Below are 23,673 nucleotides of genomic sequence, written 5' to 3' on the forward strand. Positions count from 1 at the left end.
TCTATCCAGCAAATTTGCGTAATGGCGCGCCATAGACCTTTTGACGGACAAGTTCATGACGAAAATCAAACCGCCCAAACGCTACTGGCTGATGAAAAGCGAACCCGACGTTTACGGCTGGGATGACCTGATCGCCGAGGGTGAAGGCACTTGGGACGGCGTGCGCAATTACACCGCGCGGCTCAACCTGCGGGCCATGTCAGTGGGCGACGGCGTGTTCTTTTATCACTCGAACATCGGCGTCGAAATCGTCGGCATCGCGAAGGTGAGCAAGGGGCCGTTCCCGGACCCAACTGACGAAACCGGGCGCTGGACCTCGGTGAAGGTCAAGCCGGTGAAAAAGCTGAAGCGGCCGGTGACGCTCAAGGAAATCAAGGCCGATCCGGCGCTGGCCGATATGGAGCTGCTGACCAAGTTCCGGCTTTCGGTATCAGAAGTGCGTGAAAGCGAGTGGGAGCACATCCTCAATCTCGCCAAGTGACGGGAAAGACTCAACAACCTTAATGTGCCGAAACGGGATGCACGCGGTTAACCGCGATTTTCCGGGTGGTGCGATGGTGAAGGAGTTCTTAATCCGGGGCCTGTCGCAAGGAGAATGCCCCGGTGAGAAGAGCCCTGGTAGTTACCGATGAATCTGCACGTCATCCCTTCAGGATGCACTTGCCGCCGCACGTCTGCCGCACCTCCGCAGCCGTTCCGGCGCGTTCGTCATGGCGTTTCACCATGCAGGACCTCAAGATGTTCCTGATGGCCTACAGCGCCTGCCTGCTGGCGGTGACGACCTGGATCGGCTGATCGCGTCCTATTCGCCCCGCGCCGCGCGCTCGCTACGGTAAAGCTGCGCGCCGAGCAGGGCCGAAATCACGCACATCGCCGCGCTGAGCAGTACCTGTTCCTGCAGCGGCAAACCAAAGGCGCTGAGCGCCATCGCCACCAGCGAGCCGATCACCATTGCGCCGGAATTGACGATGTTGTTCGCCGCGATCGTCCGCGCGGTCTGCGACTTTTCCACGAAGGTCGTCAGGAAGGCATAAAGCGGCACGACGAACATGCCGCCGGCAATCGCAATACCGAGCAGCGAAAGCAGCAGCGGAACCGCCAGCGGGCGCACGATGAAGGCCGATACGTCGAGCAGGCCATCCTCCATCGGCGGCCAGGCCCGGCAGACGAGGTAGAAGGCCACCACGAACACGCCCATCATGATCACCGACGGTGCCGACCAGCGGGCCGAAACCGTGCCCTTGAGCAAGGCGTTGATCGATACCGAGCCGATGGCGATCCCGACCGAGAAGATCACGAGGAACAGGCTCGCCACTTCCTTGCTGGCGTGAAGCACATTCTTGGCGAGCGGCGGGAACTGGATGAACAGCACCGTGCCGACCGCCCAGAAAAAACTGATCGCCATGATTGCTTCGAACACGCGGGCGTCGCTCGTCGTTTGCCTGATCAGGTGGAACGAACTGCGCACGAAATTGTAATCGAGCGGTTCGGGCTCGGACTGCGGCGGGGCAGGGGGAACCTGCCGTCCGGCAATATAGCCGATGATCGCAGTCAGTACGACGCCGAGCGCTGCCCATTCGACATCGATCCAGCCGGCCAGAATCGTGCCGGTCAGGATGGCGATATAGGTTCCTGCCTCGACCATGCCGGTGCCGGCCAGCACTTCCTCGCTCTTCAGATGCTGCGGCAGGATGGCGTACTTGATCGGGCCGAAGAAGGTGGAATGCACGCCCATGGCGAACAGCGCGACCAGCATCAGCGGGATGGCGATCGCCGTTGTCTCGTAACCCTTCCACGCGAGGAACAGGCCGGCGCCGCCAACCAGCATGATCAGGATCTCGCAGAATTTGACGATGCGGATGATCTTCGCCTTGTCTCGCATGTCAGCCAGTTGCCCGGCAAGCGACGAGAGCAGGAAGAACGGAATGATGAACACGGTCGAGGCAATGGCCGAGAATTTGCCTTCCGCCGCCTCGGAATTGTAGACCGAATAGACGACGAACAGCACCATCGCGTTCTTGAACAGGTTGTCGTTGAAGGCACCGAGCAACTGCGTGATGAACAGGGGAAGGAAGCGCCGCTGGCGCACCAGATGTGTGGAAGTGGTCATGCGCTGCTTGAAAGCTCCCCCGTTTGGCGGCAGACCCTAGCGGGCGATGTGCTAGGAACAACCCCGAAGTGCAGGATACCGGCGCAGGGTTGTGGACAGGGGTGGTTATGGACGGCAAATATTACAGGGTGGTAACGGTCTGACCATGCTGACTCTGCCTAACATCCTGACCTTGTCGCGGATTTTCGCGGTGCCACTGCTTGTCGCCCTGATGTGGTGGCCGGGCTGGGCCGCTGGCTATCTGGCGGCCTGGGTGGTCTATTCGCTGATGGGCATTACCGATTATTTCGACGGTTACCTCGCCCGGTCACGCGGCATGGTGAGCAAGCTGGGCCAGTTTCTCGATCCGATTGCCGACAAGATCATGATCGCCGCGGTGATCGTGGTGCTGGTGGCCAACCATGATGTCGCGGGGGTCCACGTTATCGCCGCACTGGTCATCCTGCTGCGCGAGATTGCCGTATCCGGCCTGCGCGAATTCCTTGGCGGCCTGCGCGTGTCGGTGCCGGTTTCGCAGCTGGCCAAATGGAAGACGACCCTGCAGATCGTCTCGCTCGGCTCGCTGATCCTTGCCGGGGGACTGCCGGGCTGGCTGATCCCCGGGACCACGCTCAACCTGCCGCAAGTCGTCGGCCTGGTGACGCTGTGGGGCGCCGCCGTGCTGACGGTGATTACCGGCTGGGATTACCTGCGGATCGGCCTCAAGCACATGGATTGAGGCGCGCGATCTGGCGAATTATTCGCCGGTTGCGGGCAGTTCCACCGATGCCGATTCTGCCGGGGCCGAAAAGGACGGCGCCTGATCGGTCAGCATTTCTGGCTGGCTCGCCATGGCGAGGGGCACCGTTTCCATGGTTTCCACCTGCGGCACAGTCGAATCGGGGGCAAAGTCTACCGTGATCGTCGGACCGGAGTGTTGCAGCGAACCGCTTGCCGTGTGCATGGCCAGCGTTGGTGCCGACCGCGAGATGCCAGCGAATGCCTTGGTGAACGAGGTGCGCTTGGGCCCGGAAGCCTTGGCCTTGGCGACCTTCGATGACGGCGTGACCGACAGGGTAACCGGCGCCTTGGTGCTGGCCGCAGCAATGGCGCGCGGCGAGGTGATGGTGCGCTTGGCCACGAGAGTGGAGACCGGAGCGACCTTTGCCACCGGCTTGGCAACTGGTGCCGCGACCGAACGGGCGGCAGGTGCCTTGGCGAGAGCCGGCGCGGGTGCGGCCTGCGGCGCAGCGGCTTTTACAGGCTCAAACATTACAGGCTCAGCCTTGGCCGTTTCAGCCTTGACCGGAGCGTCCATGCCGAATGACGGCTTGGGCAGCGCGCGGCTGGCCAGCGCCGGCTGCTGCGCCGGCGAAACTTGCGGATTGGCGGCTTCGCTGGCGGCAAGGGCAAGTGCCTCTTGCTCATAGGCTGCGGCGCTGTCTTGCAGCGGGTTCGTCAGGCGGTCCTGAAGGAAATAGACGCCAACGCCATCGGCGACAATCATGGCGATGACCGCGTTGCGAATGAGTGCTTTGCGCTGCAATTTCATGCCGAGAATCCCCATACCTGTAAGGTCGATCATGCCACGGGCCGTGACATGCAACAATCGTTAAATCCTCACCCGGCGCGCAGTTCTTCGGCAAGCAGGCGAAACTCTTCCGATCGCGGACTGTTTCGCCGCCAGACCAGCGCAATTTCGCGGTTCGCAGTCTTCGACATTAACGGCCGCGCCACCACGTTCGTGCCGTTGAGAATGCCTGCGTCAATCGCCATTTCCGGCAGCATGGTCAGGCCAAGGCCATTGTCGACCATCTGCACCAGCGTGTGCAGCGATGTGCCGATCATCGTGGCCGAAGCGCGCAGTTCCGGGCGGTTGCAGGCGGCCAGCGCGTGATCCTTGAGGCAATGGCCATCCTCAAGCAGGAGCAGCCGGCCCTCGTCAATCGACTCTGGCGAAACTTCGCTCGGCGGGTCGCGCGGATCGTCCTTGGGGAAGGCGACATAGAGCGCATCGAGCTCGATCGTCTCCTTTTCGACATCGCCCGTGGGGTAGGGGAGCGCCAGCAGCACGCAGTCCGCCCGGCCATGATGGAGCGATTCGATGGCCGCCGCGCTGGTTTCCTCGCGCAGATAGAGCTTGAGCGCCGGGCGCTCGCGGCGCAGGCGCGGCAGCATCCGGGGCAGCAGGAACGGCGCAATCGTCGGGATAACGCTCATCCGCACTTCGCCCGAAAGCGGCTGGCCGGCGCTTTGCACCATGTCGGACAGCTCCTCGGCCTCGCGCAACAACCGGTGCGCTTTGGCCACCACGGCATTGCCCAGCGGGGTGAAGCGCACCGCGCGCTTGGTCCGCTCGACCAGCACCACGCCGAGCAGCGTCTCAAGATCGCGCAGGCCCGCCGAAAGCGTCGACTGGCTGACAAAACACGCCTCCGCCGCGCGGCCGAAATGGCCATGCTCGTGCAAGGACACGAGGTACTGGAGCTGTTTCAGGGTGGGGTGATAGACGGTCATGGCAGGGGTTCTAGCGCAGCGGTCCGCGCGCACAAGGTGACGCATCGACTGGACACACTGGGCATGGTCCAAAGGGGCAGTGTCACCTTGGCTGGCGAAAGTGTCACTTTGCCGAGCGCGAGCGCCATTGCCGTCGAAGGTTCGCAGAGTAAGCCGGGAAATCCATTGCGGTTATCACGTCCTGATCCTGTCGAATGATGCGCTCAGCAAAGCGCGGGATCATCGCAGGAACTGGCCCTGTAGGGCAGGGGCGGACCTAGACGCCGTCCGGTGCGGGGTACTGGTCCGAATCCGTCTCGGCCGCGAAACCTGTCTCGGCGTCAGCTTCTGGTCCGGCGTCGGCCTCGGCCTCGGCTTCTGGCGGTGCCTGATCTTCATCCTCGACGATATCGTCGACGTGAGTCATCTTCAGCTTCCCGTTGACCACGGCGAAGGCCATCTTGCCTTCGACCAGATCAAGCGCGTCCTTGCCGAAGACGTCATAGCGCCAGCCTTCGAGCAGCGGCAGGTTCTTGCGAACCCCGGCGGCGAGGAGTTCGAGGTCATCGCTGCGCGCCAGCAGGCGGGAGGCGACGTCGATTTCGCGGCTGCGTATCTTGAGCAGCAGCTTGAGCAGGTCGGCAACCAGTGCGCCTTCCTTGCCCAGCGGTGCGCCGCGCGGGGTGCGCGGGGGCAGTTCCGCGTCGGTCAGCGGCTTCGATGCTTCGATCGCGGCGACGAGGCGGCGGCCGATCTCGTTTTCCTTCCACGCCGGCGAAAGCCCGCGCACCTTGGCAAGGTCGGACTGCTGGCGGGGCGGGTGGCTGGCGATGTCGGCCAGTGTTTCGTCGCGCGCAATGCGGCCGCGCGGGATGTTCTTGTCCTGCGCCTCGATCTCGCGCCAGCGGGCGATCGCCTTCAGCCGGCCGAGCATCGCCGGGTTGCGGCCAGCGGCGCGGATACGCTGCCAGGCCTGTTCGGGATCGTTCTTGTAATTGTCCGGATCGGCGAGCTTTTCCATTTCGGCATTAAGCCAGACGCCGCGACCGGTCTTGATCAGGCGGTTGAGCAGCTTCGGGAAAATCTTCGACAAGTGGGTGACGTCGCCAATGGCATAGTCGATCTGGCGGGCATCCAGCGGCCGGCGCGACCAGTCGGTAAAGCGCGCGCCCTTGTCCACCGTGATGCCCAGCCACGATTCGCAGAGGTTCGAATAGCCGATCTGCTCGCTCTGGCTGACCGCCATCATGGCAATCTGCGTGTCAAAGATCGGGTGCGGGGTGCGGCCGGTGATGTTGTAGATGATTTCCACATCCTGCCCGCCGGCGTGGAAGACCTTCAGCACGTCTTCATTATCTACCAGCAGGTCCATCAGCGGGGTCATGTCGATGCCGGGGGCCATGGGATCGATTGCTGCCGCTTCCTCGCTATCGGCGATCTGGATCAGGCAGAGTTCGGGCCAATAGGTGTTTTCCCGCATGAATTCGGTGTCAACGCAGACGAAATCAGCTTGGGACAGTCGCTTGCACAGGGCTGCGAGAGTTTCTGAGTCGGAAATGAGTTTGTGTATTTTCATGTTTCTTATCTGTAAGTGAGCCCATGCGGGCTCGCGGCTTGACAAAAATGCGGGTTTCGCCTGTTAGCCCGCGCTTTCGCCCCTGCAACAATGTGGGCCGATTGGAAAGAGTTTCGATGCATATTTATCGTTCGCATACCTGCGGCGCCTTGTCCGCTGCCGAGGTTGGCCAGTCGGTCAGGCTTTCGGGCTGGATCCACCGCAAGCGTGACCACGGCGGAGTGCTCTTCGTCGACCTGCGCGATCATTACGGCATGACGCAGATCGTCGCCGATGCTGACAGCCCGGCGCTGCCGGTGCTCGAAGGCCTGCGCGTCGAAAGCGTTGTCACCATCGACGGCGAGGTCAAGGCGCGCGGCGCCGGCACTGTCAACGCCAACCTTTCGACCGGCGAGATCGAGGTTTTTGCCCGCGGCGTGACCGTGCTGAGCAAGGCCGAGGAACTGCCGATGCCGGTGGCAGGAGAGCAGGAATATCCCGAGGAAATCCGCCTCAAGTACCGCTTCCTCGACCTGCGCCGCGAAACGCTGCACGCCAATATTATGACGCGCACCGCGGTGATCCGCGAGACCCGTAAGCGCATGGAGGACATCGGCTTCACTGAGTTTTCCACGCCTATCCTTACGGCTTCCAGCCCCGAAGGCGCGCGCGACTTCCTCGTGCCGAGCCGCATTCATCCCGGCAAGTTCTTCGCGCTGCCGCAGGCACCGCAGCAGTACAAGCAACTGTTGATGGTCGCCGGATTCGACCGTTATTTCCAGATCGCGCCGTGCTTCCGCGACGAAGACCCGCGCGCTGACCGTCTGCCGGGCGAATTCTACCAGCTCGACCTCGAGATGAGCTTCGTCACTCAGGAAGAAGTGTGGGAAACGATGGAGCCGGTCATGGCCGGGATCTTCGAGACCTTCGCTGATGGCAAGGCCGTGACCCCCGCCGGCACTTTTCCGCGCATTCCCTATGCCAAGGCGATGCTCGACTACGGCACCGACAAGCCCGACCTGCGCAACCCGCTGATCATCCGTGACGTCACGGCCGAGTTCGAACAGTCGGGCTTTGGCCTGTTCGAAAAGATCGTCGTCGGCGGCGGCAAGGTTCGCCTGATCCCGGCGCCGGAAACCGCCGGCCTGTCACGCAAGTTCTTCGACGAGATGAACGAATGGGCCCGCTCGGAAGGCCATGCCGGGCTTGGCTACGCCACCCGCAAGGACGGCGTGTTTGGCGGCCCGATCGCTAAGAACCACGGCGAGGACAAGATGGCCGCGCTGTGGGACAGCCTTGGCCTTGGCCCCAACGACGGCGCGTTCTTTGCCGCCGGCAAGGAAGATCAGGCAGCCAAGCTCGCCGGCGCGGCGCGCACCCGCGTGGGTGAAACGCTGGGCATCGTCGAAAAGGACGCCTTCCGCTTCTGCTGGATCATCGACTTCCCGTTCTACGAATGGGACGAGGAGAACAAGAAGGTCGACTTCGCGCACAACCCGTTCTCGATGCCGCAGGGTGGGTTGGAGGCGCTGGAAACGCAGGATCCGCTGATGATCAAGGCCTTCCAGTATGACATGGTGTGCAACGGCTATGAGCTCGCCTCGGGCTCGATCCGCAACCAGCATCCGGACCTGATGGTCAAGGCGTTCGAACTCACTGGCCTGACGCAGGCCGACGTCGAGGAACGCTTCGGCGGCATGTACCGCGCCTTCCAGTACGGCGCTCCGCCGCACGGCGGCATGGCGGCGGGCGTCGACCGCATGGTCATGCTGCTCTGCGGTGTGCAGAACCTGCGCGAAATCACACTGTTCCCGATGAACCAGCGTGCCGAAGACCTGCTGATGGGCGCGCCTTCACCGGCAGAACACAAGCAGCTTCGCGAGCTTTACTTGCGGGTGGTCGAACCCCAAAAGGGGTGAGGCAAACCGAAGGGCCCCCTCTTGCCAGCGCCGCCGCCGTTCTCTAGGGGCGGGGCTGAGCTTTTCATCTATCGTTCACAAAAGGACTACCCCATGAGCGACACCGCAGACCGCGTTAAGAAGATTGTCGTCGAGCATCTCGGCGTTGAGGCCGACAAGGTCACCGAAGACGCGAGCTTCATCGACGATCTGGGTGCCGATTCGCTCGACATCGTCGAGCTGGTCATGGCCTTCGAAGAAGAATTCGGTGTCGAGATCCCCGATGACGCTGCCGAGAAGATCAGCACCGTCACCGACGCGATCAAGTACATCGACGAAAACAAGGGCTGAAAGGCCTCGTCCTGCCCCGTCCCGGGCCTGTCTGGGATGGAATGGCGGGAGGTTCGTTGAAGCAATCTGAAGACAGGCTCAGTCCCTCAGCGGGTCTGGGCCTGTCGTATTTTCGGAGCACTGCATGCGTCGTGTTGTCGTAACCGGTCTTGGTCTTGTCACTCCGCTTGGCGCGGACGTCGAAACCACCTGGGCAAATCTCATTGCCGGCAAGTCCGGCGCGGGTCCGATCACGCGGTTCGATACCACTGATCACAAGTGCCTGATCGCCTGCGAGGTAAAGCCGGCCGATCATGAATATGGCTTCGATCCGAACAAGCGCGTTGACCACAAGGTCCAGCGCCAGGTCGATCCGTTCATCATTTATGGCATCGATGCTGCCGGACAGGCGATGGAAGATGCCGGCCTGCTCGACCTGACTGATGCGCAAAAGGAACGCGCCGGTTGCTCGATCGGATCGGGCATCGGCGGCCTGCCGGGGATCGAAAGCGAATCGCTGGTTCTCGCCGAAAAGGGCCCGGGCCGCGTTTCGCCGCACTTCGTCCACGGCCGCCTGATCAACCTGATCTCGGGCCAGGTGTCGATCAAGTACGGCCTGATGGGTCCGAATCATGCTGTCGTCACGGCTTGCTCCACCGGCGCGCACTCGATCGGCGATGCCGCGCGGATGATCCGCGACGATGATGCCGACATCATGCTGGCCGGCGGCGCGGAAGGCACGGTCTGCCCGATCGGCATCGCCGGTTTCGCCCAGGCCCGCGCGCTCAACTGCAGCTATAACGACCGCCCGACCGAGGCGAGCCGCCCCTATGACAAGGACCGCGACGGTTTCGTTATGGGTGAAGGCGCCGGCGTGCTGGTGCTGGAAGAATACGAACACGCCAAGGCGCGCGGCGCAAAGATCTATGCCGAAGTCGTCGGTTATGGCCTGTCGGGCGATGCCTACCACGTCACTGCTCCGCATCCCGAAGGCAAGGGCGCGGAACTGGCGATGCGCATGGCGCTGCGCAAGGCCGGAATGGGCCCGGGCGACATCGACTACGTCAACGCCCACGGCACTTCGACCATGGCCGACACGATCGAACTGGCAGCGGTCAAGCGCGTGCTTGGCGATGACCTGTCGGGCGCTTCGATGAGCAGCACCAAGTCGGCAATCGGCCACTTGCTTGGCGGCGCGGGCGCGGTTGAGGCGATCTTCTGCATCCTCGCCATCCGTGACCAGATCGTGCCCCCCACGCTCAATCTCGACAATCCGGACGAGGGCACAGAGGGCGTCGATCTTGTCCCCAAGGTTGCCCGCAAGCGGACGGTTCGCGCGGCGCTGAACAATTCGTTCGGCTTTGGCGGCACCAATGCCAGCGTGATCATCAAGGCGATCGACTGACCCCATGATGCGCCGCGGCTGCCTGCTCGGCATCATCGCCGCCATAGTGCTGGCGCTCGGCAGCCTGACATGGCTGCTCGGCGGCTGGTACATGGGCGGTCCGCTGCAAAAGGACGCCGCGTTCATCGTGCCCGACGGGGCAAGCCTGTCGTCGGTCGCCGGCAAGCTAGAGCGGGAAGGGGTGATCTCCTCGGCCTCGGGCTTCCGCCTGCGCGCGCGCATCTTTGGTGCGGGCGGATCGATCAAGGCCGGCGAATTCAGCCTGCCCGCTGGCGCCAGCCCTTCGAAAGTGCTCGGCATCCTGCAAGGCGGTGATGCGGTGCGCCGCTTTGTCACTGTGCCCGAAGGCATGCCCTCGATCCTCGTCTATGAACGGCTGAACAGCCAGACGCTGCTCGAAGGCACGATCTCGCCGCCGCCGGAAGGCTCGGTGCTGCCCGATACCTACGATTTCGAACGCGGGGAAAGCCGGCAGGCGGTCGTGCTGCGGATGCAGACCGCGATGCAGCGCACACTCGCCGAACTGTGGGAAAAGCGCTCGCCCGACACAGTGGCGAAAACTCCGCAGGAAGCCGTGATCCTCGCTTCCATCGTCGAGAAGGAAACCGGCAAGCCGAGCGAGCGCAAGCTGGTCGCGGGCCTCTATTCCAACCGCGTGCGTCAGGGCATCATGCTCCAGGCTGACCCCACGATCATCTATCCGATCACCAAGGGCAAGCCGCTCGGCCGCCGCATCAAGCAGTCGGAAATTCAGGCGATCAACGAGTACAATACCTATTCGATGGTCGGGCTGCCCAAGGGTCCGATCACCAATCCGGGCCGCGCCTCGATCGAAGCCGTGCTCAACCCGGCGAAGACCGATGCTCTGTACATGGTGGCCGATGGCACCGGCGGTCACGCCTTTGCCGCGACTCTGGCCGAGCACAATGCCAACGTCGAAAAGTGGTACACCCTGCGCAAGGCGCGCGGCGACTTCTGATCTGTTTTTGCGATTACAATATTTGCAATAATCGGTTTTACGAATGAAACCGATCCGCCTAGCTGCGCGTTCAAACAACCGCACAGGAGGCAGCTTTGTTCAATCGTGAAATCCCCGACGTTACCCTGAAGACCCGCGTCCGCGACGAAACCGTCGACGGACCCAACCCGTTCCGCTGGCAGAACCTGAAGGTCCGCGAGGAATTCGCCGGCAAGAAGGTCGTGGTGTTTTCACTTCCCGGCGCTTTCACGCCGACCTGCTCGAACGAGCAGTGCCCCAACTATGACCGCCTTTATGACGCCTTCCAGGCGCTGGGCGTGGACGATGTCTATTGCATCTCGGTCAACGACGCTTTCGTCATGTACCAGTGGGGCCAGAACCTAGGTCTCAAGAACGTGAAGCTTCTGCCGGACGGTTCGGGTGAATTCACTCGCCGCATGGGCATGTTGATCAACAAGGATCACGTCGGCTTCGGCATGCGTTCTTGGCGCTATGCGATGATCGTCGATGACAACAAGATCACGCACTGGTTCGAAGAACCGGGCATCAACGATCACGGCGAAGGCGGCGATCCCTATGGCGAAAGCGCCCCGGAAAAGCTGATCGCAGCCCTTACCAACGAAACTGCCGAAGCGGCCTGATCCCCCAATCACGCTTCGGCTTGCGGGCGGCGGCATCCCCCGCTCTTCCCTGCCGCCGCCCGCACACCTACACAGGCCCGATATGGCCTTCGAACCTTTCATCGTGACCGCCGAACTGCCCAGAGAGATCTTCTCCTGGGCAGACGGCCTGCGCCGCGCGCATTTCCCGCCGGAACGCAACCATCTCTCCGCCCACGTCACGCTGTTCCACGCGCTGGCGCCTTCGTTGCGGGAGGAAGTTCTGCGCTATCTCCCGCGCGTTGTGGGTGAATATGCGGCACCAGAGGCGCGGATTACCGGCCTCATGGACCTGGGCGGCGGCACCGCCCTGCGGATCGAGAGCCCCGCCATGTCGGCGCTCTGCGAAGACATTGCCGAGCATTTCCACGGCACCCTGACCGCGCAGGACAATCACCCCAAGCGCCTGCACGTAACCGTCCAGAACAAGGTCGATCGCGCCGCCGCAATCGCGCTTCAAGGGGAGCTTGCCGCCCAGCCGATCGAGCGCCAATTCCGCTTCACCGGCATCGGTTTGCACCTCTACAAGGGCGGCCCGTGGGAGCCGCTGGGGCGCTGGTCCTTCCGCCGGTGAATTGACCGCAACAGAGGTGTTGACCCGCGCCGCCGCGCACCCTATGTGCGCCGCCTGTCCAGCGCGAAAGCGCCGGATTTGCCCCTTGGGGCGGAGTAGCTCAGCTGGTTAGAGCAGCGGAATCATAATCCGCGTGTCGGGGGTTCGAGTCCCTCCTCCGCTACCATTCTCGTTTCCGGATACATCCGCAAACGTCCGCATAATTCCGAAAAATCACACTAAATCAATGCACTTAAGCGTGATTCGCGTCCGCTTGGGTCCGCATGCTTCCGCTTGCAGCCGGATTTGGTGTGGGGGTATTTTGGGGGTATTCTCGAGGGGTGTCCAAAAGGAGCGATACCCCCAATGCCTCTAACAGAAACCGCAGCCAAAAATGCCAAGCCTCGTGAGCAAGCCTTCAAGCTTTCCGATGGGGGCGGATTGTTTCTGCTCGTGCAGCCAAACGGAAGTAAGCTCTGGCGCTTGAAGTATCGATTTGATGGCAAGGAAAAGCTGCTTTCCTTCGGTGCCTATCCTGACGTTGGTGTGGCCGCTGCCCGAGACAAGAGGAATGCTGCGAAGGTCCAGCTTTCCGAGGGTTGTGATCCAATGAAGAACAAGGCGCAGGCCTCAGCCAGCGGTGCCGAAACTTTTCGCGTGATCGCAGAACGCTGGCACGAGAATCGAAAGTCAGCGCTCAACCCTGCACATGCCGAGCGCGTCTGGTCGCGTCTTGAGCGTGACGTTCTTCCATTCTTTGGCGAGAAACCAATTCAGGAGATCACGCCGCCAGATGTTCTTGAAATGGTGCGTAAGATTGAAGCTCGCGGCGCACTGGATATTAGCCGGAGAGCTAAGCAGGGCGTAGGCCAGGTGTTCCAGTTCGCCATTGCCTGCGGGCTGGCCGGATCAGATCCGACCGCGCATCTGCGTGGTGCGCTGAAGCCGCGTCCTCGCGTCAAGCATATGAGTCGCATTCCATTGAGCGAGGTCCCCTCGCTCATAGAGAAACTAGAAGGTTACGAGGCCGAAGGAGAGCGGAGATCGGCGATAACGCGAGACGCGGTGATGTTCGCGCTACTGACTTGGGTTCGGACCAAGGAATTGCGTTTCGCTGTTAAGCCCGAGTTCGAGGATCTGGACGGCAATAATCCCTTATGGCGCATTCCGGCGCATCGAATGAAGATGGGCCGCGAGCACTTGGTTCCACTGTCCTTTGCTGCAGCGGCAATTGCCAAACGCATGATTCAGAGCAGCAAGCACGAGTTCCTGTTCCCCGGCAAAACACCTGAAAAGCCGATCTCAGAGAATACCATGATTTATGCGCTTTATCGGCTCGGATACCACACACGTCAGACGGTTCACGGATTCCGGGGATTGGCCAGCACCTGGGCAAACGAGCAGCTCGTCGAGGTAGGAAAGCCGGTCTCGTGGATTCGCAAATACCACGAGGATTGGGTCGAGCTGCAACTGGCACACTCTGAAAGCAACGAAGTTCGGGGTGCCTACAATGCAGCCGAGTATCTCGCTCCACGTCGGCATATGATGCAAGATTGGGCTGACTTTCTCAGCGGAGGCAAAGTCGTGAATATCTCGAAAGGTAAGCGCCGAGCCGCTTAGCGTTCAGACCTCACCGATCCACTCGATATTGAGTCTGTCGTAACCAGCCTGTGTCCCCTCGGCTGTTACCCGGCGTCCGAGAAGATCTGGGTCGACATCCTCTCGATCGATAACCCAGAGGTCGCCTGCATCAGTTAGGATATTCAAGCCACGGCCACCCAGGTTGAGCACTCCGCTCACCCGCTTGCGCCGACTGCTGCCATTTCCGTAGGTCGAACTCATTTGGTCCCCCAGAACGCAAGAACGTTCCGCACATAGGACGGAGTTTCACCGTTGAGCGGAATGCCGCCAGCGCGCTCTACCGCACCAGGCCCTGCATTGTAGGCTGCCACCGCTAGATGGACGACTCCGAACTTGTCCAGCATCTGGCGCAAGTACCGCGCGGCAGCCCACAGGTTCGAGCGGGGATCGAACCGATTTGCAACGCCGAGTTCGCGGGCCGTCTTCGGCATCAATTGCCCAAGGCCTGCTGCACCTGCGCCGCTAACCGCAAACGGATTGTAGCGCGACTCTGTCCAGATCAACGCGTCGAGTAGGCCGCTGGGAAGTCCGTACTGAACCTCGGCGGCATAGACATGGGGCAGGTAAGCTGCCCGCCGAAAACTAGGCTCTAGGTTAGAGACTTTCCTGGTCCTGCGCGGAATCGAAGGTCGTAGGATGGCCGGCCCAACTAAAGGTTGGGCTGGCTGAGTCGACAGCACTTGTGCACGCCAGACGCCGTGGGTCACGAGCTGAAACTCCGTCGCTGATCCATCAATGCGATATCCTGCCGTTTCGCTGTTGGCCGCTAGGTCAGTTAGGTTAGCCTCCTGCGCGAGGGCAGGGTTTCCCAACAACAGCGCCGCGGCTGTTAGCAATGTTCCGATCGTTTTCTGCGCCATGTGCAATTCCTTCTCTGGCCGAATCGGAACGGAACATATATGGAACAAATGTTGTAGGAAACCGATTGTCTGCGGCGCAGAGCGGAGGCTGCGCGGGTGGAGGCATGTCACTGTGGAGATGCCCCATGTCGAAGGTTCAAGGTCGCGATGCGCTCGAGGCTCGTGCCCGCAAGATTGTCGAAGCTCTGGGCGGAGCCTGGTCGCGCTCGAAGGGCATGTGCTGCTGTCCCGCCCATGCCGATCGAACCCCGTCGCTCAGCATCACGCTCGGCAGCCGCGCGATCCTGGTCCATTGCTTTGCCGGCTGCAGCAACGAAGCGGTTATCCAGGGCATGGCGCGGCTCGGTGTCCGTATTTCAGACCTGTTTGATGGTGCGGGCGGAGTGGTCACGTCCGAGCCGCGCGAGGAATTGGCTGACCGCAATGCGCTGCGGCTTTGGCGCGAAGCCTCAACCCTTTCAGGAACGCCCGCCGAGCGTTACCTCACAGGGCGGGGCATCATGACCTCATCGCCCGATCTGCGCTTCCATCCGCGCATGCCGCTCGGACCGAGGGGCGCGGTGCGGTTCTTGCCAGCGCTGGTTGCCGCCGTGCGCAACGATGCCGGTATTCTGGCGCTCCATCGCACGTTTCTGGATCCAGACAGCAACCGCCTTGCCCAGTTCGACCAACCCAAGCGCGCGCTGGGACGTCTCGGCTGCGGCGCCGTGCGCCTCGCGTTCCCGCGTGGTGGCCGGCTTGGCCTTGCCGAAGGTGGCGAATCTGCGCTCTCGGCAATGCAGCTGTTCGGCATCCCCTGCTGGGCGACCCTGGGCAACGAGCGCTTTGGCCTCGCGACAATTCCGGAATCGGTCCGCGAGCTCCACCTGTTTGTCGATAACGATGCCGGAGGGCGGCTGGCCGAAGAGCGGGCGCTTGAAGCCCATTCTCGCGAAGGCCGCCGAATTATCTCCCGGCCGCCGGCGCGGCTCGGCGACGATTGGAACGATGAGCTCATTCGGCGTCTTCGCGGAGCAGCTTGAGCAACGAAGAGAGGAAAGAGGGCTTGGGGCCTAATGAGGCCCTGGACGGACTTGGGCCTCTTCAGGAGGTTCCCGATGTCCCATTTTTCTCCCGCTTTGGCGTTTTCTGTTCCTGCCGAACCGCTGGTGCTCACCGCAGCCCGCGACCTCGCCGCACGGATAAGCGCATGTCAGATCATTTCGCGCAACGTGCTGGGTGAAGTCCTGAGCAAGCACTTCGGCGGCAATGACGCTGCTGGCCGCTGGTCGGTTCGCGATGCACACGCTGCGCTCGAGCTGGCCCAGGTGCTGTTCCTGCACGAGACAGCGACGTTTACAGGCTCAATTTCCGACGATCAGGCGGATCGCGCCTTTGCCCGCCTTGAGGCCCAGGTGCCCAGCCAAACTACCCGCAGCGACGAACAGATCGAGTGGCAGCAGTTTGCAACGCCGCCTCGGATTGCCTGGATCGCAGCGCGGGCCTGCGCACTCACCGCAGATGAGCAGGTGCTCGAACCTTCTGCCGGGACTGGCATGCTTGCTGTCTGGGCAGCGAAGGCGGGTGCCCGCCTTGTGCTGAACGAAATCTCGCCGCTGCGCCGTGAATGCCTGGAAGCCTTGTTTCCAGCAGCACCCGTGACAGGCCACGATGGCGAACTGATCAATGAACTTCTCGGGGCCGATGCGGCACCGAGCGTGGTGCTGATGAACCCGCCCTATTCGCATGGGATCGAACGCGGCCATGATGGTCGCACCGGTGCGCGGCATCTTCGCTCGGCTTGGAAGCGGCTGCTTCCCGGCGGACGTCTCGTCGCGGTTATGCCGGAATGGTTCGATCTGCCGCGGTTCCTTCAGGGCTTTGCCGGCCCGGCATCGCTTCGGCTCAACGCAGCGATCGAGCGGGGCTTCGTCAAGCAAGGCACCTCGATCACCACGCGGCTCCTCGTGCTCGATAAGGCCGAAGGCGGAGATTACCCGGTCATTGCCAAACCGACCAGCTTCGCTGAGCTCTGCTTCCTGGTCGACACCCTGCCGAAGCGCGGGTTGCCTGTTGACGAGCCGGTGGTGCGTGCGAAGTCGTTCACGACGCTTCGCCTCGTCGCGAAGGGCCGGAAACCGGTCCCGCTGGCGACGCGGCCAGTTGTCGCGGCGCAGGCAATTCAGCCGCTTGCCTACCAAGCGCTCGCAGAGCCCGCACCGATTTCAGAACAGGTTGGGCATTATTTGCCTTACCGACCCAGCCGGATCGCTATTGCAGGGGCGGTCGAACATCCGACACCGTTGGTCGAATCCGTCGCGATGGGCTCGATCACCGCGCCGGTCCCGGAAGCAGTGCCCCAACTGCCTGCGGACTTGATCGCCAAGGGCGTGCTCTCGGTGGCGCAAGCCGAGACGCTGATCTACGCCGCCAGCGCCCACGCCCGTGATCTTCCTGGCCGCTACGAGCCCGAGAACAAGGGCTGTGCCCTGAAGGCGAGCGCAGAGGGCTCTGCCTACCGTATGGGCTACTTCCTCGGTGACGGGACAGGTGCCGGGAAAGGACGCCAGGTTGCATCGGTCATTCTTGACCGCTGGGTGAGGGGCGAACGCCGCCATGTCTGGATCTCGAAGAACGAGGCGCTGCTCGAGGATGCACGCCGCGACTGGTCGGCGCTGGGCGGCCTTCCGATCGACATCCAGCCGCTCGGGCAATGGAAACTTGGCTCTTCGGTCGGGATACGTGAGGGGATCCTGTTTGTGACCTATCCGACCCTGCGTTCGGGCCGCAGCGATGCGACGCGGCTCGAGCAGATCCTCGACTGGGCCGGCGAAGACTTCGACGGGCTAATTGTCTTCGATGAAGCCCACGCGATGGCCAATGCTGCGGGCGGCGAAGGTTCGCGCGGCAAGGTCAAGGGATCGGAGCAGGGTGTCGCCGGAGTGCGCCTGCAAAACCTGCTGCCGCGCGCCCGCGTACTCTATGCGTCGGCCACCGGTGCCTCAGACGTCAACAATCTCGCCTATGCTACCAGGCTTGGCCTGTGGGGGCCGGAAACCGCCTTTGCCAACCGTGAGGCCTTCGTCGCAGACATTCGTGATGGCGGGATCGCGGCGATGGAATTGGTTGCGCGAGACCTCAAGTCGCTCGGGCTCTACACCGCGCGGGCATTGTCTTTCGCCGGGGTCGAATACGAGATCCTCGAGCATTGCCTGACTGCCGACCAGATCGGGGTCTACGATGCCTATGCCGATGCCTGGGCGATCATCCACGCCAACCTGCGCGAGGCGCTCGAAGCGACCCGGATCGTCGATCAGGACAGCGGCGACACCCTCAACTCGAGTGCCAAGGCGGCGGCACTTTCGATTTTCGAGGGCACCAAGCAGCGCTTCTTCGCGCAGCTGTTGCTCTCGATGAAACTCCCGAGCCTGCTTCCTGCGGTCGAGACCGCGCTCGCCAATGGTAATGCGGTGGTAGTCCAGCTCGTTTCGACCGCAGAAGCGATGCTCAGCCGCCGCCTTGCCGAACTGTCGGATGCCGAACGTGAAATGCTCGAGATCGACCTCTCTCCCCGCGAATACGTGATCGACTATCTCTCCAAGAGCTTTCCGGTCCGGCTCATGGCAGTGTTCACCGACGAGAACGGCAAGGCACGCTCCGAGCCGATGAACGACGATAGCGGGGCGCCAGTGCTCTGCCGTTCGGCACTTGCCGCCCGTGACCGCATGATTGAACAGCTCTGCGCGCTCCCGCCGATTGCGACCGCGCTCGATGCGATCATCGAGCGGTTTGGAGTTGATACTGTCGCCGAAGTCACCGGACGCACTCGCCGCCTGATCATTGGGCGTGATGGCTGCCAGAAGCTTCAGTCGCGCAGCCCGCGCGCCAATGTCGCGGAAACTCAGGCATTCATGGACGGAGCAAAGCGCATCCTGGTCTTCTCCGATGCTGGCGGGACCGGTCGCAGCTACCATGCCGATCTAGCCGTCAAGAACCAGGCGCGGCGTGTGCATTTCCTGCTTGAACCGGGCTGGCGGGCTGATGCTGCGATCCAAGGGCTCGGGCGGACTAACCGCACCAACCAGGCCTCGGCTCCGCTGTTTCGGCCAGTAACCACCGACGTGCGCGGCGAGCGAAGGTTCATTTCGACGATCGCGCGGCGCCTCGACAGCCTTGGTGCCTTGACACGTGGACAGCGCCAGACCGGCGGACAGAACCTGTTCGATCCGGCTGACAATCTTGAAAGCACTTATGCCAAGGAAGCGCTCCACCGGTGGTTTGGCCTCTTGTTCACCGGCAAGCTTGAAGCCGTGAGCCTAGCGCGCTTCGAGGAACTGACCGGACTCAGCATCGAAGGTCCCGACGGCACCATGGTCGACGATCTCCCAACGATCCAGCGCTGGCTCAACCGCATCCTTGCACTACCGATCGCGCTGCAGAACGGCATCTTCGACGAATTTCTGGGGTTAGTCGAAGCTCGGATCGATGCCGCCCGGCAAGCCGGCACGCTCGATCTCGGGGTCGAGACCATTGCGGTCGAGCATTTCGAGGTAATCTCCGACACCTTACTGCGCACCGATGGGCGCTCGGGCGCAACCACGCACCTGCTCGAGCTGGAGATCGCCCGCGCGTTGAAGCCGCTGACGTTAGGCCGCCTTGAGGAACTCTACGGACTTGCCGGGGAGCGCCAGCAATTCTTGCTCAACAAGCGTTCGGGGCGGATCGGGATGCTGGTCCCGGCGCGCAGCCTGATGGCTGACGACGGCACGCGGGTCGCGCGCTTCGAACTCGTGCGTCCGCTGAAACGCGGGCATCTGACTGCCGAGCAGCTGGATGAGAGCAGTTGGGAGCCGGTTGGCGCAAAGGAATTTCGGCGTCTGTGGAATGAAGAGGTCGACGAGGCCGCTGCGAGCCACAAGCGCGAAAGGCTGCACCTTGCCACCGGGCTCCTGCTGCCCGTCTGGGACAAGCTCCCTTCCGATTTTGTTCGTGTCAGCCGGATTTCGGCGCGTGACGGTCGATCGCTGCTGGGACGCGAAGTGCCGCTTCACTGTGTTCCGGAACTCTTCCAGGCTCTTGGGCTCGAGAGCGATCAGGCCTTCTCGGCCGAGCAGATTGCTATTGCCGTGTTGGCGTCAGGGCGTCCGATGCCGATCAATGCCCGCGAGTCGCTCACCCTCAAGCGCAGTCTCGTCAATGGGGCGCAGCGGTTCGAACTTGCAGGGTGGTCGGCGGCTCGGCTCGACTGGTACAAGGCACAAGGGTGCTTCACCGAGATCATCCGCTACCAGACGCGGCTGTTCGTACCGACGACAAGCGCCGCAGCGGTGCTCGCGCGGATCAGCGCCTGAAACATGTACCTGTTTAGTTCGCGGCGAGCACTTCGCTTGCCGCGAATTCACCGCACCAGTCGTGGCTGAACGCCATTACCCACCCTTCGTAACTCGGAAGAAAGCGGCGGCATTGGCCGAGTTCGTGCCCGTCATCGTCGGAAACCCGCGACCAGAATCGGCAGCGTGCGCACTCTAGCGTTCTCGAAGTCATTGCCGGTCCTGGTTATCGCTCGCGCGCGTGCCGCACTGGCCTAACCAAGAACGACAGAGGGGAGGGAGCTTTCACCCGGATGGGCCAATTGGGCGTCGACGGTCGATGCATCAGGCTCGAATTCAGGAGTAAGTGCCATGATCAAGACAATTCCTCTGAGCAAGCTCGTTCCCTCACCGCGCAATGTTCGCCGTTATTCCGATGCCATTGCCGATGCAGAACTAAAGGCCAGTATTGCCGCGCGCGGCCTGCTGCAGAACCTCATCGTCCGGCCCGGCGCCAAGGGCAAGTTCGACGTCGAGGCGGGTGAGCGTCGCCGCAAGGCGATGGCAAGCCTCGCCGAAGAAAAAGTCCTGCCCAAGGACCACGAAGTGACCTGTCTGGTGCTCGAAGACAGCGCCGAAAGCGCAATCGAAACCAGTCTTGCCGAGAACTTCCACCGCCTCGCAATGAACCCGGCAGACGAGGCCCAGGCCTTTGCGTCGCTGATCGATGGCGGGGCTTCGGTCGAGGATGTTGCGCGCCGGTTCGGTCTGACGATCCGTTTCGTCGAAGGTCGGTTGCGCCTTGCCGGGCTTGCTCCGCAAGTGTTCGAGGCGCTGGCATCTGGCGAGATCACTCTCGATTTGGCCAAGGCCTATGGCGCCACATCCGATCAGGCGATCCAGGCCAGGGTCTTCGAGCAGGTCTCGACCGGCTACTACGCGCCGAACCCGGACTCGATCCGCCGCATGGTACTCTCGGGTACGGTCCGGGGCAGCGATCCGCGCGCCCGTCTCGTCGGGCGTGACGCATACTTTGCCGCTGGTGGCCGGATCGAGCGGGAGCTGTTCGATGACGAGGACAGCGAATCCTGGGCCGATGTCGCGCTACTCGAACAGCTCGCGGCCGCGAAGATGGCCGAGCAGGCGAAGGCGCTCGCTGTCGAGCAGGGCCTTGCCTGGGTCAAGCCGACCCTCGACCCTTACGCGAGCCACGACCTCGTCGAGGGTCTGGTCCGGCTCCCCGCCGAGCCGGCACCGCTGACCGAAGCGGAACTCGCCCGGCTCGATGCGCTCGATGCGTCCTATGATGAGCATGCTGCCGTGCTTGAAGACGAGGACAGCGCCGAAGATGCGATTGCCGCTGCCGAGGCCGCGATCGAAGCGATCGAGCGCGAATGCCAGGACATTCGGGCCAGGCCGCCCGTGCTTGCGCCCGAGCTCAAGGCAGAAGCTGGCATGATCCTGGTGCTGTCGCGCGACGGGATCCCGGTGCTCCAGCCGGTGTTCTATGGGCAGCGGCAGGCCGAAGTGGCAGGCGATGACGATGGAATCGAGGTGGTCACCAGCGAAGGTGGTGAAAGTCCGCGCCGCTCGGCCTTGTCGAAGCGTCTTGTCGACGAACTTGCGATGCAGCGTCGCGACGTGCTCGCGCTTCACGTCGCCTCGGATCCCGGCCTTGCGCTCGACTTCATGGTCTTCACGCTAGCCGACGCCGATACGCTCGACTACCGCGCGCGCTCCGCAACGACCTTGCGGGGTGGTGTGCCTGCCGGGCCGATCACCGGGTTCGAGGCCAAGGACACGTCGGCGAGTGCCTCGCTCGCCGAGTTCAGGTCGGGTCTCGATGAGAACTGGCGTGGCTGTGCAAGCGCATCGGAGCGGTTCGAACAGTTCCGCGCGCTGTCCGACGAAGCCCGTGCCGCCTGGCTCGGGCATGTGGTCGGCAGGACGCTCGAGGCGAGCCTGAACATGGCGGGTGAGCGCCGGATTGAGTTCCATGATCACCTCGGGAGTTTGATCGGGATCGACATGGCAACGTGGTGGCGCCCAACCGCGGCAAACTACTTCGACCGAGTTTCGAAAGCGGTGATACTCGACGCGCTCTCCGCCGTCGGCGGACCCGATCTCGCGAGCCGGTTCGCTTCGGTCAAGAAGGGCGATCTGGCGATGAGCGCCGAGCGCGTCTTCGCTGGGACCTACATAACCGAGGTCGAGGTGCGTGACCGCGCGCTCGCCTGGGTGCCCGAGGTGATGCGTTTTGCCGGTGCCGAGCCAGTCGAGGCCGAGAAGGACGAACCGCCGCTCGCCGAGCCCGGCGAAAGCACCGCTGCCTCCGAAGGCGCCAACGACGATGTTCAGCCCCCCCGCGAGCTGGCTGCCTGACCTCCTCCTGACAGGCAGGCCACTCGTACCCCTGAAGCGGTCCCTTGGCTTTGCCCAAGGGGCCGCTTCCTTTTTGGGAGAAGAGCAGAGGGAGCTTGTTGTCTCACCGGATCTGACCAGCGGTCGTGCTGGCGGACCGGATCAGGAGACCTCTCATGTCCTATCGCAAGAGTTCGTCCGGCGGACCGTCGCCCGCCTCCCGCATTACCCAGGAAATCATTGCCCGCCTCGAAGCCGGGACCAAGCCATGGGTCCAGCCCTGGCGCGGCGTGCCGGTGTCCCGGCCCTTGCGCGCCTGCGGCATTCCCTATCGCGGCATGAACGTGTTCTGGCTGTGGATGGTCGCAGACATGTGCGGCTACGCCTCCCCCTACTGGATGACCTACAATCAGGCCAAAGACCTTGGGGCGCAGGTCCGTAGGCACGAGAAGTCGACGATCGCGATCTTCTATAAAAGCTACACCAAGGAGGTTGAGGCTCCCGACACCGGCGAAAGGTCCGACGAGGCGCGCCGGGTGCTGAAGGCTTACCCAGTGTTCAATGCCGACCAGGTTGTAGGACTGCCTGAGCGCTTCCATCCCGCCGCCTCACTCGATCTGGTCGAACCTGAAGGCCGCGCGGCCGAGCTCGACTCATTCTTCGCAGGCATCCCAGCCAACCTGCGACACCATGGGGCTGAAGCCTACTACGAGCCAACGCCCGACCGTGTGACCATGCCGCCCGCACACCTCTTCGCTGCCTTCGATCATTACTACGCTACGCTCGCGCACGAGTTGTCGCACTGGACCGGCCATCCCAGCCGCTTAAGCCGCAATCTCAAGAACCGTTTCGGAACTTCGGCCTATGCCGCCGAAGAACTTGTCGCCGAGCTCTCGAGCGCGATTCTGGGAGCTGAGCTCGGCCTGCCTGTAACCCATCTCGACAGCCACGCGAGCTACATCGAGCATTGGCTGAAACTGCTGCGTGATGACGACCGCGCAATCCTTACCGCCGCAGCCAAAGCCGAAGAGGCCGCAAGGCTGCTCCTGAGGCTCGGGGGAAGGATGCTCGCAGACGGCGAGGCCGAACCTGGCGATGTGGCTCTGGCAGCCTGAAGGAGGACATCATGGGCCGATCGGTCAGCTATCCCAGCGGCGCTGTCGTCGCGTTCACCGTGCTTGAGGTCGAGGACGATGATGACTGGGATTTTGAATACGAATGGCTGCGTGAGGATCTCAGGATCCGCGCTGGCGCAGCTTTTCCTTCGCTTGGTCATCACGAAGGCTGGCGCGGCCGCGAGGACCGGATACTTCTGCGCAATGCTTTCGCGGACTTCGGCGTCTCGGCCTACGGCGGCCTGGTTGCCGTCTGGATCGCTGAACGCGATGACGGCGCCTATTGGGATACCGAATGGCGCTACGCGCGCAGCCCCCGGGCACAACACTGGCTCCGACAGATTGCCGCACGCTTTGATGCACTGTTCGGTGATTACGATTGCCTCGGGCACATGTCGAACGGGGAGGGCGTCTACCGAAAACGCGCAGCGGCGTGATTCAACA

General features: G+C 62.6%; 21 protein-coding genes and 1 tRNA gene. 16 read left to right on the plus strand and 6 right to left on the minus strand.

Going from position 1 to position 23,673, the window contains the following annotated elements; translation table 11 throughout:
• Window positions 1-55 precede the first annotated feature (55 nt).
• A complete protein-coding gene (locus WG900_RS02245) occupies window positions 56-481 on the plus strand; it encodes an EVE domain-containing protein (RefSeq protein ID WP_339964349.1) in 426 nt (141 codons plus the stop codon).
• Window positions 482-603: 122 nt separating this feature from the next.
• Window positions 604-795 (plus strand): hypothetical protein, encoded by a 192-nt coding sequence (locus WG900_RS02250; protein ID WP_339964351.1) that lies wholly within the window; start codon window positions 604-606, stop codon window positions 793-795.
• Window positions 796-802: 7 nt separating this feature from the next.
• On the opposite strand, the gene WG900_RS02255 is transcribed toward WG900_RS02250, so the two are convergent.
• On the minus strand, window positions 803-2,110 hold the full coding sequence (locus tag WG900_RS02255; RefSeq protein ID WP_339964352.1) for an MFS transporter: 1,308 nt from the start codon (window positions 2,108-2,110) through the stop codon (window positions 803-805).
• A 145-nt stretch (window positions 2,111-2,255) separates the two neighbouring features.
• Between WG900_RS02255 and pgsA the strand changes: the two genes are divergently transcribed.
• Window positions 2,256-2,828, plus strand: a complete 573-nt coding sequence (gene pgsA, locus WG900_RS02260) for a CDP-diacylglycerol--glycerol-3-phosphate 3-phosphatidyltransferase (RefSeq protein WP_339964353.1) — start codon at window positions 2,256-2,258, stop codon at window positions 2,826-2,828.
• Between the two features lie 18 nt (window positions 2,829-2,846).
• Here the strand turns inward: pgsA and WG900_RS02265 are convergent, their stop codons facing one another.
• The 3 genes from WG900_RS02265 to rnd all read right to left on the minus strand — a co-directional run bounded on the left by WG900_RS02265 (window position 2,847) and on the right by rnd (window position 6,161).
• Entirely contained in the window at window positions 2,847-3,674 is an 828-nt protein-coding gene (locus WG900_RS02265) for a hypothetical protein (protein ID WP_339964354.1), read from the minus strand.
• Between the two features lie 35 nt (window positions 3,675-3,709).
• Window positions 3,710-4,606 carry a hydrogen peroxide-inducible genes activator gene (locus tag WG900_RS02270; protein WP_339964355.1) on the minus strand — a complete coding sequence of 299 codons (897 nt, stop codon included), beginning with the start codon at window positions 4,604-4,606 and terminating at the stop codon, window positions 3,710-3,712.
• 256 nt (window positions 4,607-4,862) lie between these two features.
• Complete coding sequence (rnd, locus tag WG900_RS02275; protein WP_339964356.1) at window positions 4,863-6,161, minus strand: ribonuclease D; 1,299 nt, start codon at window positions 6,159-6,161, stop codon at window positions 4,863-4,865.
• A 116-nt stretch (window positions 6,162-6,277) separates the two neighbouring features.
• On the opposite strand from rnd, the gene aspS reads away from it, so the two are divergent.
• From aspS to WG900_RS02315, 8 genes are all read left to right on the plus strand, one after another.
• Complete coding sequence (aspS, locus tag WG900_RS02280) at window positions 6,278-8,059, plus strand: aspartate--tRNA ligase (RefSeq protein WP_339964358.1); 1,782 nt, start codon at window positions 6,278-6,280, stop codon at window positions 8,057-8,059.
• 93 nt (window positions 8,060-8,152) lie between these two features.
• Window positions 8,153-8,389, plus strand: coding sequence for an acyl carrier protein (locus WG900_RS02285; protein ID WP_264416307.1), 237 nt, complete (start codon window positions 8,153-8,155; stop codon window positions 8,387-8,389).
• A gap of 124 nt (window positions 8,390-8,513) precedes the next feature.
• Window positions 8,514-9,773, plus strand: a complete 1,260-nt coding sequence (gene fabF / locus WG900_RS02290; protein ID WP_339964359.1) for a beta-ketoacyl-ACP synthase II — start codon at window positions 8,514-8,516, stop codon at window positions 9,771-9,773.
• Between the two features lie 4 nt (window positions 9,774-9,777).
• On the plus strand, window positions 9,778-10,752 hold the full coding sequence (gene mltG, locus WG900_RS02295) for an endolytic transglycosylase MltG (protein ID WP_339964360.1): 975 nt from the start codon (window positions 9,778-9,780) through the stop codon (window positions 10,750-10,752).
• Between the two features lie 95 nt (window positions 10,753-10,847).
• Window positions 10,848-11,393, plus strand: coding sequence for a peroxiredoxin (locus WG900_RS02300; RefSeq protein WP_339964361.1), 546 nt, complete (start codon window positions 10,848-10,850; stop codon window positions 11,391-11,393).
• Between the two features lie 82 nt (window positions 11,394-11,475).
• Window positions 11,476-11,985 carry a 2'-5' RNA ligase family protein gene (locus WG900_RS02305; RefSeq protein ID WP_339964362.1) on the plus strand — a complete coding sequence of 170 codons (510 nt, stop codon included), beginning with the start codon at window positions 11,476-11,478 and terminating at the stop codon, window positions 11,983-11,985.
• 89 nt (window positions 11,986-12,074) lie between these two features.
• Window positions 12,075-12,151 (plus strand) — tRNA-Met (locus WG900_RS02310).
• A 179-nt stretch (window positions 12,152-12,330) separates the two neighbouring features.
• Entirely contained in the window at window positions 12,331-13,584 is a 1,254-nt protein-coding gene (locus WG900_RS02315; RefSeq protein WP_339964363.1) for a tyrosine-type recombinase/integrase, read from the plus strand.
• 3 nt (window positions 13,585-13,587) lie between these two features.
• Here WG900_RS02315 and WG900_RS02320 read toward each other — a convergent pair whose 3' ends face one another.
• Together WG900_RS02320 and WG900_RS02325 are read right to left on the minus strand one after the other, a co-directional pair.
• Window positions 13,588-13,806, minus strand: coding sequence for a DUF5818 domain-containing protein (locus tag WG900_RS02320; protein WP_339964364.1), 219 nt, complete (start codon window positions 13,804-13,806; stop codon window positions 13,588-13,590).
• Window positions 13,803-14,465: a lytic transglycosylase domain-containing protein gene (locus WG900_RS02325; protein ID WP_339964365.1), complete on the minus strand. Its 663-nt coding sequence runs from the start codon at window positions 14,463-14,465 to the stop codon at window positions 13,803-13,805. Before WG900_RS02325 ends, WG900_RS02320 begins: the two co-directional genes overlap by 4 nt.
• A gap of 125 nt (window positions 14,466-14,590) precedes the next feature.
• Here WG900_RS02325 and WG900_RS02330 point away from each other — a divergent pair, with 125 nt between their 5' ends.
• From WG900_RS02330 to WG900_RS02350, 5 genes are all read left to right on the plus strand, one after another.
• Window positions 14,591-15,487, plus strand: a complete 897-nt coding sequence (locus tag WG900_RS02330) for a DUF7146 domain-containing protein (protein ID WP_339964366.1) — start codon at window positions 14,591-14,593, stop codon at window positions 15,485-15,487.
• 75 nt (window positions 15,488-15,562) lie between these two features.
• Complete coding sequence (locus tag WG900_RS02335) at window positions 15,563-19,795, plus strand: bifunctional class I SAM-dependent methyltransferase/DEAD/DEAH box helicase (RefSeq protein ID WP_339964367.1); 4,233 nt, start codon at window positions 15,563-15,565, stop codon at window positions 19,793-19,795.
• A 330-nt stretch (window positions 19,796-20,125) separates the two neighbouring features.
• Window positions 20,126-22,135, plus strand: coding sequence for a ParB/RepB/Spo0J family partition protein (locus WG900_RS02340; protein ID WP_339964368.1), 2,010 nt, complete (start codon window positions 20,126-20,128; stop codon window positions 22,133-22,135).
• Window positions 22,136-22,290: 155 nt separating this feature from the next.
• Window positions 22,291-23,229, plus strand: coding sequence for an ArdC family protein (locus WG900_RS02345; RefSeq protein WP_339964369.1), 939 nt, complete (start codon window positions 22,291-22,293; stop codon window positions 23,227-23,229).
• Between the two features lie 11 nt (window positions 23,230-23,240).
• Window positions 23,241-23,666: a hypothetical protein gene (locus WG900_RS02350; RefSeq protein WP_339964370.1), complete on the plus strand. Its 426-nt coding sequence runs from the start codon at window positions 23,241-23,243 to the stop codon at window positions 23,664-23,666.
• Window positions 23,667-23,673: the final 7 nt, after the last annotated feature.

It is taken from the genome of Novosphingobium aquae (assembly GCF_037572715.1).
Taxonomy (GTDB): domain Bacteria; phylum Pseudomonadota; class Alphaproteobacteria; order Sphingomonadales; family Sphingomonadaceae; genus Novosphingobium; species Novosphingobium aquae.

Bases quoted from the DNA above. Each gene is read 5' to 3' on its own strand.
- fabF (WP_339964359.1), top strand. From the start codon at position 8,514: ATGCGTCGTGTTGTCGTAACCGGTCTTGGTCTTGTCACTCCGCTTGGC.
- WG900_RS02330 (WP_339964366.1), top strand. From the start codon at position 14,591: ATGTCGAAGGTTCAAGGTCGCGATGCGCTCGAGGCTCGTGCCCGCAAG.
- WG900_RS02315 (WP_339964363.1), top strand. From the start codon at position 12,331: ATGCCTCTAACAGAAACCGCAGCCAAAAATGCCAAGCCTCGTGAGCAA.
- WG900_RS02305 (WP_339964362.1), top strand. From the start codon at position 11,476: ATGGCCTTCGAACCTTTCATCGTGACCGCCGAACTGCCCAGAGAGATC.
- aspS (WP_339964358.1), top strand. From the start codon at position 6,278: ATGCATATTTATCGTTCGCATACCTGCGGCGCCTTGTCCGCTGCCGAG.
- rnd (WP_339964356.1), bottom strand. From the start codon at position 6,161: ATGAAAATACACAAACTCATTTCCGACTCAGAAACTCTCGCAGCCCTG.
- WG900_RS02340 (WP_339964368.1), top strand. From the start codon at position 20,126: ATGATCAAGACAATTCCTCTGAGCAAGCTCGTTCCCTCACCGCGCAAT.
- mltG (WP_339964360.1), top strand. From the start codon at position 9,778: ATGATGCGCCGCGGCTGCCTGCTCGGCATCATCGCCGCCATAGTGCTG.
- WG900_RS02320 (WP_339964364.1), bottom strand. From the start codon at position 13,806: ATGAGTTCGACCTACGGAAATGGCAGCAGTCGGCGCAAGCGGGTGAGC.
- WG900_RS02270 (WP_339964355.1), bottom strand. From the start codon at position 4,606: ATGACCGTCTATCACCCCACCCTGAAACAGCTCCAGTACCTCGTGTCC.
- WG900_RS02335 (WP_339964367.1), top strand. From the start codon at position 15,563: ATGTCCCATTTTTCTCCCGCTTTGGCGTTTTCTGTTCCTGCCGAACCG.
- WG900_RS02325 (WP_339964365.1), bottom strand. From the start codon at position 14,465: ATGGCGCAGAAAACGATCGGAACATTGCTAACAGCCGCGGCGCTGTTG.
- WG900_RS02245 (WP_339964349.1), top strand. From the start codon at position 56: ATGACGAAAATCAAACCGCCCAAACGCTACTGGCTGATGAAAAGCGAA.
- WG900_RS02350 (WP_339964370.1), top strand. From the start codon at position 23,241: ATGGGCCGATCGGTCAGCTATCCCAGCGGCGCTGTCGTCGCGTTCACC.
- WG900_RS02345 (WP_339964369.1), top strand. From the start codon at position 22,291: ATGTCCTATCGCAAGAGTTCGTCCGGCGGACCGTCGCCCGCCTCCCGC.
- pgsA (WP_339964353.1), top strand. From the start codon at position 2,256: ATGCTGACTCTGCCTAACATCCTGACCTTGTCGCGGATTTTCGCGGTG.
- WG900_RS02265 (WP_339964354.1), bottom strand. From the start codon at position 3,674: ATGATCGACCTTACAGGTATGGGGATTCTCGGCATGAAATTGCAGCGC.
- WG900_RS02285 (WP_264416307.1), top strand. From the start codon at position 8,153: ATGAGCGACACCGCAGACCGCGTTAAGAAGATTGTCGTCGAGCATCTC.
- WG900_RS02255 (WP_339964352.1), bottom strand. From the start codon at position 2,110: ATGACCACTTCCACACATCTGGTGCGCCAGCGGCGCTTCCTTCCCCTG.